Annotated in this window: 15 protein-coding genes; 10 read left to right on the top strand and 5 right to left on the bottom strand. The window is 72.9% G+C overall.

Annotated elements, in window-relative coordinates; genetic code table 11:
• Window positions 1–15: 15 nt before the first annotated feature.
• From AB0K00_RS54455 to AB0K00_RS54445, 3 genes are all read right to left on the bottom strand, one after another.
• Window positions 16–771, bottom strand: coding sequence for a cyclase family protein (locus AB0K00_RS54455; RefSeq protein WP_363538990.1), 756 nt, complete (start codon window positions 769–771; stop codon window positions 16–18).
• Complete coding sequence (locus AB0K00_RS54450; protein WP_363538988.1) at window positions 768–1,589, bottom strand: aromatase/cyclase; 822 nt, start codon at window positions 1,587–1,589, stop codon at window positions 768–770. Before AB0K00_RS54450 ends, AB0K00_RS54455 begins: the two co-directional genes overlap by 4 nt.
• A 126-nt stretch (window positions 1,590–1,715) precedes the next feature.
• Window positions 1,716–2,624, bottom strand: a complete 909-nt coding sequence (locus tag AB0K00_RS54445) for an NAD(P)H-binding protein (RefSeq protein WP_363538986.1) — start codon at window positions 2,622–2,624, stop codon at window positions 1,716–1,718.
• A gap of 175 nt (window positions 2,625–2,799) precedes the next feature.
• Here AB0K00_RS54445 and AB0K00_RS54440 point away from each other — a divergent pair, with 175 nt between their 5' ends.
• The 9 genes from AB0K00_RS54440 to AB0K00_RS54400 all read left to right on the top strand — a co-directional run bounded on the left by AB0K00_RS54440 (window position 2,800) and on the right by AB0K00_RS54400 (window position 12,091).
• Entirely contained in the window at window positions 2,800–3,198 is a 399-nt protein-coding gene (locus tag AB0K00_RS54440; RefSeq protein WP_363538984.1) for a lipocalin-like domain-containing protein, read from the top strand.
• Between the two features lie 136 nt (window positions 3,199–3,334).
• Window positions 3,335–4,603, top strand: coding sequence for a beta-ketoacyl-[acyl-carrier-protein] synthase family protein (locus tag AB0K00_RS54435; protein WP_363538982.1), 1,269 nt, complete (start codon window positions 3,335–3,337; stop codon window positions 4,601–4,603).
• Window positions 4,600–5,817, top strand: a complete 1,218-nt coding sequence (locus AB0K00_RS54430) for a ketosynthase chain-length factor (RefSeq protein WP_363538980.1) — start codon at window positions 4,600–4,602, stop codon at window positions 5,815–5,817. The genes AB0K00_RS54435 and AB0K00_RS54430 overlap by 4 nt, the downstream gene beginning before the upstream one ends.
• A gap of 2 nt (window positions 5,818–5,819) precedes the next feature.
• The gene (locus AB0K00_RS54425; protein WP_363538978.1) at window positions 5,820–6,089 is read left to right on the top strand and encodes a phosphopantetheine-binding protein; all 270 of its coding nucleotides are present in this window, start codon (window positions 5,820–5,822) and stop codon (window positions 6,087–6,089) included.
• Entirely contained in the window at window positions 6,086–7,807 is a 1,722-nt protein-coding gene (accA, locus tag AB0K00_RS54420; RefSeq protein ID WP_363538976.1) for an acetyl-CoA carboxylase carboxyl transferase subunit alpha, read from the top strand. The genes AB0K00_RS54425 and accA overlap by 4 nt, the downstream gene beginning before the upstream one ends.
• Entirely contained in the window at window positions 7,804–8,331 is a 528-nt protein-coding gene (locus tag AB0K00_RS54415; RefSeq protein ID WP_363538974.1) for a biotin/lipoyl-containing protein, read from the top strand. The genes accA and AB0K00_RS54415 overlap by 4 nt, the downstream gene beginning before the upstream one ends.
• A 2-nt stretch (window positions 8,332–8,333) precedes the next feature.
• Window positions 8,334–9,680: an acetyl-CoA carboxylase biotin carboxylase subunit gene (locus AB0K00_RS54410; RefSeq protein ID WP_363538972.1), complete on the top strand. Its 1,347-nt coding sequence runs from the start codon at window positions 8,334–8,336 to the stop codon at window positions 9,678–9,680.
• A 210-nt stretch (window positions 9,681–9,890) separates the two neighbouring features.
• On the top strand, window positions 9,891–11,420 hold the full coding sequence (locus AB0K00_RS54405) for a S8 family serine peptidase (RefSeq protein ID WP_363538970.1): 1,530 nt from the start codon (window positions 9,891–9,893) through the stop codon (window positions 11,418–11,420).
• A 98-nt stretch (window positions 11,421–11,518) separates the two neighbouring features.
• Entirely contained in the window at window positions 11,519–12,091 is a 573-nt protein-coding gene (locus AB0K00_RS54400) for a DinB family protein (RefSeq protein ID WP_363538968.1), read from the top strand.
• 9 nt (window positions 12,092–12,100) lie between these two features.
• Here the strand turns inward: AB0K00_RS54400 and AB0K00_RS54395 are convergent, their stop codons facing one another.
• Both AB0K00_RS54395 and AB0K00_RS54390 read right to left on the bottom strand, forming a co-directional pair.
• Window positions 12,101–13,105 carry a MerR family transcriptional regulator gene (locus AB0K00_RS54395; RefSeq protein ID WP_363538966.1) on the bottom strand — a complete coding sequence of 335 codons (1,005 nt, stop codon included), beginning with the start codon at window positions 13,103–13,105 and terminating at the stop codon, window positions 12,101–12,103.
• Between the two features lie 7 nt (window positions 13,106–13,112).
• Window positions 13,113–13,757 (bottom strand): HEAT repeat domain-containing protein, encoded by a 645-nt coding sequence (locus AB0K00_RS54390; protein ID WP_363538964.1) that lies wholly within the window; start codon window positions 13,755–13,757, stop codon window positions 13,113–13,115.
• 166 nt (window positions 13,758–13,923) lie between these two features.
• Here AB0K00_RS54390 and AB0K00_RS54385 point away from each other — a divergent pair.
• Window positions 13,924–15,056: M28 family metallopeptidase (locus AB0K00_RS54385; RefSeq protein WP_363538962.1), on the top strand; the 1,133-nt coding region annotated here is incomplete at its 3' end.

The following is a 15,056-nucleotide window of genomic DNA, read 5'->3' as shown; positions in this document are numbered from 1 at the left end:
GGTGTGCCGCGCCGGTCACCGCTCGTCGACGATCGCGACCACCCTGGTCCACCCCGCGCCGAGCCCGGCGAGTCGGACCGGGAAGCACGCCACGGTGAAGCCCACGGCGTCGGGCAGCGCGTCGAGGTTGGCGAGCTTCTCCAGCTGGCAGTACGGCCGCTCGCGGCCGTAGAGGTGCGCGGGCCACAGCACCCGGTTGTCGTTGCCGGCGCGGTAGTCCTCGAGCATCGAGGCGAACGGCCGGTCGAAGCCCCACGCGTCGATGCCGATGACCGTGACGCCGCGCTCGACGAGGTACGCCGTGGACTCACGGGTCATGCCCGGGTGCTCGGTGCGGTAGGCCTCGGCGCCCCACAGCCGGTCCGCGCCCGTCCAGATCAGCGCGATGTCGCCCGGCCGCAGCTCGTGGGGGATCTTCGCCAGCGCGCCCTCCACGTCGCCGGCGGTGATGCCGGCGCCCGGCGGGACGTGCCGCAGGTCGAGGCGGACCCCGGGGGCGAAGCACCACTCCAGCGGCACCGCGTCGATGGCCGCCGCCTCCTGCCCGCCGCTGTGCCGCCCGTAGTGCAGCGGCGCGTCCATGTGCGTGCCCGTGTGCGTGGTGAGCGTGACCGTCTCGTTGGAGATCGCCTCACCCTCGGGGAAGTCCTCCGGCCGCAGCCCCAGGGCGGCGGGGGCGGCCCCGTGGTCGATCACGGTGACCTCGACCGGCGTGGCCTCGCTCGGACCGTCCAGGACCGGCACGCTCAGGTCGATCAGCCGTCGGGTCACGCCGGGCTCCCGACGACCGGCGCCCGCCGCTCCGCCTCCTGGCGCACGGCGTCGAGGTCGGCGTGGCTGTTGCGGTCGACCGCGGCCCGCAGCAGCTCGGTGGCCTTCTCCTGGGAGGGCACGGCGTCGGTCGGGCGGGCGGCGAAGTCGTGGGTGATGACCAGCTGGGTCCGCCGGTCGTCCAGCGGCAGCGCGCGCCACTCGCCGCCCATGAACTGGATCATGGGGGCGTTCTCCAGCTGCCGGTAGGCGATCACGCGGTGCTCACGGTCCAGGTCACGGCGGGTCACCCAGCTCTGTAGCTGCCCGCTGACGTCGACGACCAGCCGGGCAATCTGGTGCGTGTCGCTCTCCTCCAGCAGCGTGGAGGACTCGGTGGGCGGGAACAGCTTCGCGTAGCCGCCGATGTCGGCCAGGACGGCGTAGACGACGTCCGCGGGCGCCTCGACGGTCACGGTGTGCTCGGTGTGGAACATGGCGTTCTCCGTTCCGCTGCCCGGTGGCAGCATCTGCTCGTGGTTGGCGTACGCGGCGTCGTAGTGCAGTTCGTCGCGCCACCCGGCGATGAACTCGTGCACGGACGCCAGTTCCGAGAACTTCCGCAGGGTCGCCACGTCCTCGCAGGAGAACTGCGCGACGTGGGTCGCGGTCATGCCCTTGGACCGCTCGTCGACCGGCAGCAGTACGTGCGGCTGCCAGCCGAACGCCGACACCAGACCGGATCCGACCGCGAGGTCGCGCAGGCCGTCGAAGAAGCGCTCGACCCGCTCCGTGCCGGCCTGCGGGGGAAACCGGTAGATGAGGGTGTGCACGATCATGGGCTCTCCTCCGATGTGAACGCGCGGCGGATGCGAATCGCGCGGCGGATGTCGGGCGCCGCGCGGACTGGGGGTCCTGCACTGCGACGACCCGACGCTAGGCAGCGCGGCTCGAAGAATCCTCAATCACCGCTGAACCTGCGCCCCCGGCGTGACCGCGGCCAGCAACGCCGGCCGGTACACCTGCTCGCACCAGGAGCGGAACGTGGTCGGCGTGGTGAACCCGGGGGTGCGCGCCTGCAGGCCGTCCAGCCCCTCGTTCTTGGCCAGCAGCATGTCGACCAGGCCCTGGGCCATCGCCTCGGTCATGCCGGCCCCGATCATCGCCGCGTGGTATGCGGCCGCCGTGACCTGTTGGTATCGCACCGGCGTGGCCAGCACCTGCGACACGATCCGGGCGATGTCGTCGAAGGACAGCAGCTGCGGGCCCAGCAGCGCGACGCTGCCCTGGCCGCTCCAGTCGCGGTCCATGAGCAGCCGCGTGGCGACGGCGGCCACGTCGCGGGTGGCGACGGTCGGCAGCCTGAGGTCCGCCGCGACGGGCGAACCGAACACGCCGTGCCCGGTGATCGACGCCGCGTGCATGAACATGTTCTCCATGAACGCCGGCATCACCAGCGCGCGGTAGTGCACGCCGGTGCCCGCGATGAGGTCGTCCATCGCCAGCGAGGCCGTCGCCAGCCCGGCCGGCCGGCCGAAGCCCCGCCCGAGCGCGGAGATGCCGACCACCCGCGCGACGCAGTGCCGGGTGAGCGCGGCGCACGCCGGGCGGGTGAAGCCGGCGAAGGCGGCGTCGAGGCTCGCGGCCCGGGGGTCGACCGGCGCCAGCCAGAACACCGCGTCCGCGCCGGCGAACGCGCGGTCGACGACGCCGGGGTCGCCGTGCGAGCCGGGCACGACCTCGACGCGCTCGCGGACGTGGGCGGCCAGCCGGGAGGGATCCCGCGCGATCACCCGCACCGGCTGGCGGGACCGCAGGAGGGCGGCCAGCACCTGGCGGCCGATGGTACCGGTGGGAGCGGTGACGACAATCATGGAAACTCCTCGATGTGTGGCCGACCTGGACGGTGCTGTTCTACACACGCGCGCACGAGGCGCACTCAAACCGGACCGCGCTTGAGCGAGCGTTGAGCCGCCCCCGGCACAGTTGGCGCCGGCACCGGTCGCTCGGCGCAGCGGCCGGACTTCGTCCGGGACGTCAGGAGCGCAGATGCTGTCTGAGAAGGACCTCGTCGGGGTGTGGCGGCTGGTGGCCCACCGTTATCTGGAAGACGACGGCTCCGCCAGCGAGGGTCCGATGGGTGAGCACGCCGACGGCCTGCTCATCTATCACGAGGACGGTTACATGGCGGCCAGCCTCATGCGGACCGGCCCGGGCACCGCGCCGCCGCAGACCTACCTGGGGTCCGCCGACGACTACCTGGGCTACTCCGGGCGCTGGCGGGTGCACGGCGAGACGGTCGTGCACGAGGTGCTCATCGGCTCGCACCCCCGGGTGGTGAACACCGAGCAGGTGCGCGAGGCGACCGTGGACGGCGGCGGCCTGCGGCTGCTGCGCCGCCTCGGCGGCCCGCACGACGCCGTCGTCATGGACTGGCGACGCGCCTGACCGGTGCCGCTGTTCGAGCATCGATTGAGTGGGGATTGAGCGAGCACCGCTAATTTCACAATCGCGGTCGGAAACATCCGGAACTGAGCACGGAGGCCATGCGAATGGATCGGATCCGTATTCCCGGTGATGCGTCATGAATCGTCGGGTCGTCATTACCGGAATGGGTGTACGGGCCCCCGGAGCGCTGGACACGAAACGGTTCTGGGAGCTGCTGTCCGCCGGGCGGACGGCGACCCGGCGCATTTCCTTCTTCGACCCCGCGCCGTATCGGTCGCAGGTCGCCGGGGAGGTGGACTTCGACGCGGCGGGGGAGGGGCTCACCCCCAGGGAACTGCGGCGGATGGACCGGGCCACCCAGTTCGCGGTCGTCTGCGCCCGGGACGCGGTCGCCGACAGCGGCATCGACCTCGGTGCCCTGCCGCCGCACCGGACGGGCGTGAGCCTGGGCAGCGCGGTGGCCGCGGCGACCAGCCTCGAGCGGGAATACCTGGTGCTGTCGGACTCGGGCCGCACCTGGAACATGTCGACGGACCACCTGTCCCCGCACATGTTCGACTACATGGTCCCCAGCAGCATGCCGGCCGAGATCGCCTGGGCGGTCAACGCCGAAGGGCCGGTCGCGATGGTCTCGGACGGCTGCACCTCCGGGCTGGACGCCGTCGGGCACGCCGCGGCGCTGATCCGCGAGGGCAGCGCCGACGTGATGATCGCCGGTGCCACCGACACCCCGATCACCCCGATCGTGGTCGCCTGCTTCGACGCCATCAAGGCCACGACCACCTACAACGACGACCCCGCCCACGCGTCCCGGCCGTTTGACGGCACCCGCAACGGCTTCGTGCTCGCCGAGGGCGCGGCGGTGTTCGTCCTGGAGGAGCTGACCGCGGCGGTGCGGCGGGGCGCCCGGGTCTACGCCGAGGTGGGCGGCTTCGCCACCAGGTGCAACGCCTACCACATGACCGGGCTGAAGGCGGACGGCCGGGAGATGGCCGAGGCGATCCGGGCCGCCCTGGACCAGGCGCGGCTGAATCCGTCCGATGTGGACTACATCAACGCGCACGGCTCGGGCACCAAGCAGAACGACCGGCACGAGACCGCGGCGTTCAAGCGCAGCCTCGGCGAGCACGCCTACAAGACGCCGGTCAGTTCGATCAAGTCGATGGTCGGGCACTCGCTCGGCGCCATCGGCTCGGTGGAGATCGCGGCCTCGCTGCTGGCCATGCAGCACCACACCGTGCCACCGACGGCGAATCTGCAGGTCGCGGATCCGGTCTGCGACCTCGACTACGTCCCGAACACCGCCCGGGAACACCGCACCGACACGGTCCTCACCGTGGGCAGCGGCTTCGGCGGCTTCCAGAGCGCGATGGTGCTCACCCAGCCGGGGCGGTCGGGCGCATGAGCGTCATCACGGGACTCGGGGTGGTCGCGCCGAACGGGTTCGGGGTCAAGGAGTACTGGGCGGCCACCCTCTCCGGCCGCAGCGGCATCCGCGAACTGGACCGGTTCGACACCTCCGGGTACCCGGCCCGGCTGGCCGGCCTGGTGGACCACGTGGACCCGGCCGCGTACCTTCCCGGCCGGCTCATGCAGCAGACCGACGTGTCGACCCGGCTCGCGCTGATCGCCGCCCAGGCCGCGATCGAGGACGCCGACGTCGACACCGACGCCATCGCCGACTACGACATGGGCATCGTCACGGCCAACGCCTCCGGCGGCTTCGAGTTCACCCATCGGGAGTTCAACAAGCTGTGGAGCCGGGGCCCGGACCACGTCAGCGTCTACGAGTCCTTCGCCTGGTTCTACGCGGTGAACACCGGCCAGATCTCGATCCGGCACGGTATGCGCGGCCCGTCGACGGCATTCGTGGCCGAACAGGCCGGCGGCCTCGACGCGCTGGGACACGCCCGGCGCACCGTGCGCGGCGGTGTCCCGCTCGTCGTGAGCGGCGGCGTGGACTCCGCGTTCGACCCATGGGGCTGGGCCTCGCACCTGGCCAGCGGGCGCGTGAGCACCGACCCGGACCCGGCCGTCGCGTACCGGCCGTTCGACGTCCGGGCGGCCGGCTACCTCCCGGGTGAGGGCGGCGCCATCTGCGTGGTCGAGGACGCTGCGGCGGCGCGCCTGCGCGGCGCACGCGCGTACGGCGAGATCGCCGGATACGCGGCGACGTTCGACCCGGCCCCCGACTCCGGCCGCCCGCCCGGGCTGCGCCGTGCCGCCGAGGCGGCGCTGGCCGACGCCGGTGCCGGCGCCGGCGACGTGGACGTGGTGTTCGCCGACGCGGCCGGGGTGCCGGAGCTGGACCGGTCGGAGGCCGAGGCGCTCCGCGACATCTTCGGCGTGCGTGGCGTCCCGGTCACCGCACCGAAGGCGCTGACCGGGCGGGTCCTGTCCGGCGGCGGGATGCTCGACGTCGTCGCGGCGCTGATGAGCATCCGGGAAGGCGTGATACCGCCGACGTTCGGCACCACCGAGGTGCCCGCCGGCTACGGCATCGATCTCGTGCTGGGTGAGCCCCGCCCGGCCGCGGTGCGCACCGCCCTCGTCCTGGCCCGCGGCCGCTGGGGTTTCAACGCGGCCGTCGTCATCCGTACCTTCGATCAGGGGAGCTGACCGTGAGCCAGACCAGCATCAGCATCGACGAGCTCCGCGAGCTCCTCATCACCTGCGCCGGCGGCGACGACGCCCTGCAGGGCGACCTCACCCACGCGTCGTTCGACGAGCTCGGCTTCGACTCGCTCGCCCTCATCGACACCGCGTCGAAGCTCAAGCGGGACTACGGTGTGCTCATCCCGGATGAACAGCTCCTGGAACTGCACGGCCCCACCGAGCTGCTCACCGCCGTGAACGAGCAGATCGCCGGGCAGCCGGCGAACCGCACATGACGGCGGCCACCGCGCCCGGCACGCGCGCCGACTGGCACCTGTGCGACGGCTGCCGGTCGGTGGTGTTCGTCCGGCGCTGGGTCCGCAACCACGGCGTGTGCCCCGAATGCGGCCGCTGCGGCGCCCTGTCGGCGCAGGACCGGCTCACCCAGCTGCTCGACCCCGGCTCGGCGGAGCCGCTGGAGTTCGGCGTCAGCGCGGTCGATCCGCTGCGGTTCACCGACACCCGGCCCTACCCGGACCGGCTGGCGGCGGCGCGGGCCGGCACCGGCCTGACGGAGGCGGTGCAGGGCGCCGCCGGTGCCGTCGAAGGCTGCCCGGTTTTGGTCGCCTGCATGGACTTCCGGTTCCTCGGCGGCAGCCTCAGCTGCGCCGTCGGTGAGATCATCACCCGGATCGGTGAGCTCGCGCTGCGCCGGCGGACCCCGCTGCTGCTGGTCACCGCCTCCGGCGGAGCACGCATGCAGGAAGGCGCGCTGGCGCTGATGCAGATGGCCAAGACCAGCGCCATGCTCGCCGATCTCGACGCCGCGGGGGTGCTGACCGTCTCGCTCGTCACGGACCCGACGTACGGCGGGGTGGCCGCGTCGTTCGCCACGCTGTGCGACGTGACGGTCGCCGAGCCCGGCGCGCGGCTGGGCTTCGCCGGCCGGCGGGTCATCGAACAGGCCATCGGTGAGCGGCTGCCGGCCGACTTCCAGACCGCGGAGTTCCTCCTCGACCGGGGCTTCATCGACTTCATCGCCCCGCGGGCGACCCTGCGCCGGCACCTCGGGGCGGTGCTGCGCGCGTACCGCCCCCGAGACGGGCGTGCCGCCGCCGGGCCGTGCCAGGACGACGACGGCGTGGTGGTCCGCGAACCCGGACGGCTCCCCGACGACGACGCGGCGGCGGTGGTCCGCCGGGCCCGGTGCGTCGACCGCCCGACCACGCTGGACTACGCCGCGCTGCTGCTGGACGAGTTCCGGGAGCTCGCCGGCGACCGGGTGTCCGGCGACTGCCCGGCGATCGTCGGCGGCCTCGGCCGGCTCGACGGCACGCCCGTCATGCTGATCGGCCACCAGAAGGGGGACAGCCCCGCGGAGCTGCACCGGCGCAACTTCGGCATGCCGACGCCGGCCGGTTACCGCAAGGCCGCCCGGTTGATGCGCCTGGCCGCCAAGCTCCGCCTGCCGATCATCACGCTCATCGACACGCCGGGCGCCTACCCGGGGGCACGGGCCGAGGAACAGGGCCAGATGGTCGCGATCGCGGAGAACCTGAAGCTGATGGCGGACCTGCCCGTCCCGGTCGTCGCGATGGTCACCGGGGAGGGCGGCAGCGGCGGAGCGCTGGCCCTCGGGGTGGCGAACCGGGTGCTGATGTGGCACGACGCGGTGTACTCCGTGATCAGCCCCGAGGGCTGCGCCGCGATCCTGTGGCGGGACCCGTCGGCCACGGCCCGCGCCGCCGGCGCGCTGAAGCTGCGGGCGGCGGACCTGCTCGCGCTGGGCGTCGTGGACGGGGTGCTGCCGGAACCGCACGGCGGTGTCGACGCCGACCCGGTGCAGGCCGCGCAGCGGCTGCGGGCAGCGCTCCGGCAGGTCCTCGCCGAACTGGCCGGCCTCGACGCCGCCCAGCTGCGCGCCGACCGCCGGGCGAGGTTCCGCCGCTTCGGCGCGGACTGCGTCACGTGGCCGGCCGGGCTCGACGCCGACGAGGTTGAGGAGACGCCGTGACCGACGTGCTGACAACGCATCGCCCGGAGCAGACCGACGCCGGCCCGCAGCCGGCCGGGCCGGACCCGCTGGCCGACGTCGGCGGATCGGTCCTGCGCCTGCTGGCCGCCCTGCCGGCGTTGCCGGGCCGCATCCGGGTCGAGGCGCGGGGCGTCGCGGTGGAGCTGGAATGGCCGCCGCCTGCTTCCGGCGCGACCCCGACCGCACCTGTCGCAGCGCCGTCACCAGCGCCGCCTGCAGTGCCGCCTGCAGTGCCGCCGCCCGGTGACCACCGCCCGGCAGGCGTCCACGAGATCACGGCGGACACCGTCGGCACGTTCTACCGCGGGCCGGAGCCCGGAGCACCCGCGTTCGTGCAGGTCGGCACGGCGGTGCGGGCCGGCCAGCAGCTGGCCGTCCTGGAGGCGATGAAGCTCATGATCCCGGTCAAGGCGGACGTGTCCGGGCGGGTCCAGGAGATCCTCAAGGACGACGGCCAGCCGGTCGAGTTCGGCGAGCCGCTGCTGCTGATCGAACGGGACTAGCCATGTTCGAGAAGGTCCTCATCGCCAACCGGGGCGAGATCGCGCTGCGGGTGCAGCGCGCCTGCCAAGAGCTCGGCATCCGGACCGTGGCCGTGCACTCCACCCGGGACGCGGACACCATGGCGGTGCGGCTGGCCGACGAGACGGTGTGCATCGGCCCGCCGGCGGCGCGGCTGAGCTACCTCAACGCCGCCGCGATCCTGCAGGCCGCCGTCAATACCGGCGCGGACGCCATCCACCCCGGCTACGGGTTCCTGTCCGAGGACCCCGACCTCGCCGAGGCCTGCGAGCAGCTCGGCATTACCCTGATCGGCCCGCCGGCGTCGGTGCTGGCGGTCCTCGGCAGCAAGGACAGCGCCCGGGCGGCGATGGCCCGGGCCGGCCTGCCGCTGCTGCCCGGCAGCACCGGACCGCTGGACCTCGCCGGCGCGCAGGACCAGGCCGCACGCATCGGCTTCCCGTTGCTCGTCAAGGCGGTCGCCGGCGGCGGCGGGCGCGGGATGGCCGTGGCCGAGAACGCCGCCGAGCTGCCGGAGGTCTTCCGCCAGACCCAGGCCAGCGCCGCGAAACTGTTCGCCGACGGCCGGGTGTACGTCGAGCGGTACCTGCGCCGGGCCCGCCACGTCGAGGTCCAGATCCTCGCCGACCGGTACGGCCGGGTGATCCACCTCGGCGAGCGGGACTGCAGCATGCAACGCCGCCGGCAGAAGCTGATCGAGGAGTCACCGGCCCCGGCGCTGCCGGCCGAGCTGGTCGAGCGGCTCCGCGCGGCGGCGGTGACCGGCGCGGAGGCCGTCGGCTACCAGGGGGCGGGCACGTTCGAGTTCATCGTCGACGACGACCTGGACTTCTTCTTCATGGAGGTCAACTGCCGCATCCAGGTGGAGCACCCGGTCACCGAGATGGTCACCGGCATCGACCTCGTCGCCGAGCAACTCCGCGTCGCCGCCGGCAACCCGCTCACCCTCGCCCAGTCCGACGTCGAGCTGCGCGGCGCCGCGATCGAGTGCCGGATCAACGCCGAGGACCCGGACCGGCACTTCGCCCCGGCGCCCGGCAGGATCGTCGAGCTGATCCTGCCCGGCGGGCCGTTCGTGCGGGTCGACACCCACGTCCATGCCGGCTGTTCGGTGCCGCCCGAGTACGACCCGCTGATCGCCAAGGTGATCGCCTGGGGACCTGACCGGGACACCGCGATCGCCCGGATGCGCCGCGCGCTGCGGGAGACCACGATGGCCGGCCCCGGCCTGCGCACCACCGCCGGGTTCCTGCACGACCTGCTGGACTCCAGGGCCTTCGGCAAGGCCGAGCACTGCACGTCCTACATCGACGAGCTGACGCGCGAGTGAGCCGGTACGACCGCCCGGTAGCCGCTCGGGTGCCGGGCCGGTTGCGGTCTCGGTGCGGTGCGTCCGGCACCGGCTGACATCGCGTCGGGTGGTCGGGCAGATCCGGTGGCCGCGCGGCCCGAGACGGCTCACAGCCCGTGACTTCATGGCCGCGCCGAGTCATCGTAGATCTTGCGCCGCGAACAGTTCAGCGGCCGGAATGGAGTTTCCATGCCCAGATCTGCTTTGCGGCGGCGGGCAGCGGCAGGACGCCGGATCGCGGCCGCTGTCGCGGCAACGGCCGCAGCGGTCGCCGGACTCGGCGCCGCCGCGGCACCCCCGCACCACTCGGCCAACAACGGCGGCTGGGCGTCCAGCGCCTGGCTCGGCAGCAGCACCGGCACCGGCGGGACGACCCTCGCCGCGGTGCGCGCGTCCATCAACGCGTCCACGGGCGCCGCGGCTGGGCTGACCGGCGCCGGCGTCGGGGTCGCGCTCATCGACACCGGTGTCGCCCCGGTCGCCGGGCTGCCCGCCGCCCAGATCGTCAACGGACCCGACCTGTCGTTCGAGTCGCAGGACCCGGATCTGCGCTACCTCGACACGTACGGGCACGGCACGCACATGGCCGGCATCATCGTCGGCAACGACCCGAGCACCGGCACGGTCGGCCTGGCCCCGAAGGCGAAGCTGACGTCGATCAAGGTCGGCACGGCCAACGGCGCGGTCGACGTGTCGCAGATGATCGCGGCGATCGACTGGGTCGTGGCGCACCGCAACGACGACCCGGCCAACCCGATCCGCGTCATCAACATCTCCTACGGCACCGGCGGCACCCCGAACTCGTGGACCGACCCGGTGCAGTTCGCGGTCGAGCAGGCGTGGATGAAGGGCGTCGTGGTCGTGGCCGCGGCCGGCAACGAGGGCAACGGCGACATCGTCGTCAGCGACCCGGCCAGCGACCCGGCCGTCATCGCGGTCGCCGCCAGCACGACGAAGGGCACGGCGAGCCCCGCCGACGACGACTTCGCCTCGTTCACGACGATCGGCGGCAGCAACCGCAGCGTCGACTTCGTCGCACCCGGCGAGTCGATCGTCTCGCTCGCCGACCCCGGCTCCAACGTGGACCTGACGTATCCGTCGGCGAAGGTCGGCACGACCCTGCTGCGCGGCAGCGGCAGCTCCCAGGCGGCCGCGGTCACCTCCGCGGCGGTCGCGCTGCTGCTGCAGGCCCGCCCGACGCTGACCCCGGACCAGGTCAAGACCGTCCTGAACACCTCCGCCAGCTTCGTGTCCGGGCTGGCCATGACCCGCAACATCCGCGCGCTCAACCTCGGCGCGGCGCTCACCTCGCAGAACCTGTACGCGACCGGCTGGAACAAGTCCTCCGGCACCGGCAAGCTCGACGACGCGCGCGGCTCCAGCCGCCTGGTGCGCGACAACGTGGCGCTCAGCGGCGACAACTCCGTCTGGGGCCCGCTCAACACGACCACCTGGTCGCAGCGCAGCGCCGCCACGACCAGCTGGTCGGGCGGCACCTGGATGGGGTACCGCGTCGCCGGCGACAACTGGTCGGGCACCTCGTGGGCGTCGAAGACGTGGGCGGCCGCGACCTGGACGGGCACGCCCTGGAACGGCGCCACCACGTGGACCGACCCCGACTGGACCGGGCACTACTGGTCGGGTCACTACTGGTCCGGGCACTACTGGTCGGGTCACTACTGGTCCAGTGACGACTGGGCGACCGCGTCCTGGAAGTAGGGTCACCGCACGGCTGCGCCGCCCAGGCGCAGCCGTGCGCTGCCGTCGCGGCCCCGAATGCCGTGGCGGCGCCGGCCCGGGTGGTGGAGGATCTGCGGGTGAAAGACATCTTGAAGCTGTATCTGCAGGAGGGGCGCGACGCGCTGCTCTGGAAGCTCGACGGGCTCGGCGACTACGACATCCGCCGCCCGCTCACCCCGACCGCCACCAACCTGCTCGGGCTGCTGAAACACACCGCCGCCGTCGAGTCGGAGTATCTCGGCGTCGTGTTCGACCGGCCGTTCCCGGAGCCGATCCCGTACATCTCCGACGACGCGGAGTCCAACGCCGACATGTGGGCCACCGCCGAGGAGACCCGCGAGCACCACGTCGAACTGTACAAGCGGATCTGGGCGCACTCCGACGCCACCATCGACGCGCTCGACCTCGACGCGCCCGGTCTGGTGCCGTGGTGGCGGCCGGAGACCCGCAACGTGACGCTGCACCGGATCCTGATCCACGTGATCGCCGAGACGCACCGGCACGCCGGGCATGCGGACATCGTGCGGGAGACGATCGACGGCGCCGCCGGCCTGTACGACCGCAACTCCAACCTGCCCGAGACCGATCCGCAATGGTGGGCCGCTTACCGGGAGCGGGTCGAGCAGGCCGCGCTCACGCACAAGGACTAGAAGGGCCGGTCATCGCGCGTCGCGGAGCGTGAGCACGTAGGTCGCGGTGAGCGCGACGGCACGGTCCTCGTCGTGGGACAACGCGGTGAGGGCGCGTGCCGCCACGGTCCCCGGGATGTCGGCGAGCGCCTGCGTCAGTCGTTGCCGCGCAGGCGCTCCGCCGGTGCCTGCGGCGAGGCAGTCGACGAGCCTGGTGGCGATCTGATCCGCCGCCGCGGGCTCGGCCGCCAGCGCGCTCAGCGCGTCGGCGGCGTCGGCGTCGCTCGTGTTGCCGACGATCATGTCAATGAGCGTCGGGACCGCCTCGATGCCCCCGCGGGTCCCGAGCGCCAGCGCCGCATACCTGCGGACCACGACGTCGGCGTTGGTGAGGGCGTCGCGCAGCAGTGCGGTCGCCGCGTCGTCCGGTATCTCGGCGATGGACTGGACGGCGCGTTTGCGCACCTCGGCGACCGGCGAGCCGAGGCCCTCCGCGAGCAGCGCCACGCCACCGTCGCCCGAGCGGGCCAGCGCCCATCGAATGGCGCCGGCGACGTTCGGGTCCGCCTCGTGCAGCGCCGCCTCGACCAGCGCCGCCACCGGCACCGGCACCTCGTCGCCGGAGGACAGGGCCGCGCGCTGGCGCCGGTCGGCGCTCGGCGACCCCAGCGCCTGCAGGAGCGCGACGACCTGCAGGACGTCCGCCCAGTCGGCGGGCTCCGCGGCGCCGATCTGGCGCAGCCGGGTGAGCAGCTCCGTCTCGTTCGCGATGCGCTGCTGGGTCTGGTCGATGAGGTCCTCGACGAGCGCCGAGGGCGTGAAGCCGGGATCGTCGAGCGCGCGCCCGACCTCACGCAGCGACAACCCCAGTGACCGCAGGCTCTCGATGTGGAAGATGCGCCGGATGTCCTCGCTGGAATACTCGCGGTAGCCCGAACCGGTGCGACCCGTCGGCCGCACCAGGCCGAGCGAGTCGTAGTGCCTGAGCATGCGGGCGCTGACGCCGGACCGTCGTGCCACGTCACCGATCAACACCGCCTCATCATCCCTCCTGCCCGGTGGGGCCGAGGGCGACGACGCGCTTCGCCTCCTCGACCGCGAACTCGAAACCGGCGTCCGGGTCGCGCAGCAGCCGTTGCGTGGCGATCGCGTGCTGGCGTACGCGAGGGTCCTGACCCGCCATCGCGGCGCGCAGCGCCGGCAGGATCACCTCGCCGAGCGCGATCAGCGCCCGGCTCAGGCTCAGCTGCGTCTCCCGCCCGCCGCGCCCGAGCTGCGTCGCCAGCACGCCGGCCAGGCCGGCTTGCGCACCTTCGGGCACGAGCACGACCGCCGCCCGCCAGGCAGCGCGCGCCACCTCGTCGTCGGCGTCGGTCAGCAGCGCCCGGGTGATCGCCGGCCACGCCTGCCGGTCCCCGACCTTGGACAGCGTGTGCAACGCCTGGCTGCGTGCCTGCGCCCGCTCCGAACGCAGCTCGCCGACGAGCCTCGGGACCGTCATGGTCGCCGCGTGGCGGGTGAGGGCCCACGTCAGCATGTCGCGCACGAAGAAGTCCGGCTCGAGCGCGCAGCGCTCGAGCAGCGTCTCGATGAGCCGCGGGTCCGGGGTCGTGCCGGCGGCGAGGGCCGCCTGCAGCCGCACCGACGAGCTGCTGTTCGCCAGCCCCTTCTCGATCGCCATGGTCATGGCCACCACCTCCTTGGCGACCAGTGAAGGCCTTGTCACTGTGTCAAGGTCAAGCGGACGCGGCACCGCGGTATGCCCAGGGTGGTATGCCCTTGATCACTTGTGACGGACATCGAACTGTGCGAATCTCGCGCCACTGTCCTTCCTCCGATCGAGGAGCTCATCCATGAGAACCCGCTCAGCGGCGCTGACACTGACCGCGTCCGCCGCGCTCCTGCTCGTCGGCGCCGGTCTGGCGATCCCGGCCCTCGCCTCGCCACCGGCCAACGTCTCGCCCGCGCTCGCGGCGGCGCCCGACATCGCCATCGCGAACGTGCAGGCCCACCTGTCCCAGCTCGGCAGCATCGCGACCAGCAACGGCGGCACCCGCCGCAGCGGCACCGCCGGCTACACCGCCTCGGTCGCCTACATCAAGGGCAAGCTGCAGGCGGCGGGGTACACCGTGGCCGAGCAGACCTGCACCAGCTGCACGTATCGGGCGAACAACCTCATCGCCGACTGGCCGGGCGGGCCGTCCGACCAGATCACCATGTTCGGCGCGCACCTGGACAGCGTGGCGGCCGGGCCCGGGATCAACGACAACGGCTCCGGCTCCGCGACGCTGCTGGAGAACGCGCTGGTCCTGGCGCAGCAGAACCCCACGATGAGCCGGCACGTCCGGTTCGCCTGGTGGGCCGGTGAGGAGCAGGGCCTGCAGGGCTCGGCGTTCTACGCCAACGCGCTGACCAGCACCCAGCGCACCCAGATCAAGGCGTACTACAACTTCGACATGGTGGGCTCGACCAACGGCGGCTACTTCATCAACCACATCACCTCCGCCGCGGCCGTGCCGATGAAGGCGTACTGGGACTCCCTCGGCCTGCAGCCGGAGGAGAACACCGAGGGCGCCGGCCGCTCCGACGACTACTCCTTCGAGCGGGTCGGCATCCCGACCTCCGGTTACGCCGCCGGCGCCAGCGCCAGGAAGACCTCGGCCCAGGCGGCCAAGTGGGGCGGCACCGCCAACAGCGCCTACGACTCCTGCTACCACCAGGCCTGCGACACCACCAGCAACATCAGCGCCACGGTGCTCAACCGCAGCGCCGACGGGGTCGCCGCGACGATCTGGCAGACGTCGGTCTCCGGCAGCACCACGCCGCCGACGACTCCGCCGACCACCCCGCCCACCACGCCGCCGACCGGCTGCAGCGGCCAGAAGCTGCTGAACCCCGGCTTCGAGTCCGGCGCGACCTCCTGGACCGGCACGACCGGCGCCATCGGCCAGTGGTCCAGCCAGGGCCAGCCCGCCCGCACCGGCAC

The organism is Dactylosporangium sp. NPDC049525 (assembly GCF_040676755.1).
Lineage (GTDB): Bacteria > Actinomycetota > Actinomycetes > Mycobacteriales > Micromonosporaceae > Dactylosporangium.
This window is presented reverse-complemented; position numbering and strand designations above follow the sequence as displayed.

What these genes read in the sequence shown, in the direction of transcription:
- accA (WP_363538976.1), top strand. Translation starts at nt 6,086, where the DNA reads ATGACGGCGGCCACCGCGCCCGGCACGCGCGCCGACTGGCACCTGTGC.
- AB0K00_RS54440 (WP_363538984.1), top strand. Translation starts at nt 2,800, where the DNA reads ATGCTGTCTGAGAAGGACCTCGTCGGGGTGTGGCGGCTGGTGGCCCAC.
- AB0K00_RS54435 (WP_363538982.1), top strand. Translation starts at nt 3,335, where the DNA reads ATGAATCGTCGGGTCGTCATTACCGGAATGGGTGTACGGGCCCCCGGA.
- AB0K00_RS54450 (WP_363538988.1), bottom strand. Translation starts at nt 1,589, where the DNA reads ATGATCGTGCACACCCTCATCTACCGGTTTCCCCCGCAGGCCGGCACG.
- AB0K00_RS54430 (WP_363538980.1), top strand. Translation starts at nt 4,600, where the DNA reads ATGAGCGTCATCACGGGACTCGGGGTGGTCGCGCCGAACGGGTTCGGG.
- AB0K00_RS54445 (WP_363538986.1), bottom strand. Translation starts at nt 2,624, where the DNA reads ATGATTGTCGTCACCGCTCCCACCGGTACCATCGGCCGCCAGGTGCTG.
- AB0K00_RS54405 (WP_363538970.1), top strand. Translation starts at nt 9,891, where the DNA reads ATGCCCAGATCTGCTTTGCGGCGGCGGGCAGCGGCAGGACGCCGGATC.
- AB0K00_RS54410 (WP_363538972.1), top strand. Translation starts at nt 8,334, where the DNA reads ATGTTCGAGAAGGTCCTCATCGCCAACCGGGGCGAGATCGCGCTGCGG.
- AB0K00_RS54390 (WP_363538964.1), bottom strand. Translation starts at nt 13,757, where the DNA reads ATGACCATGGCGATCGAGAAGGGGCTGGCGAACAGCAGCTCGTCGGTG.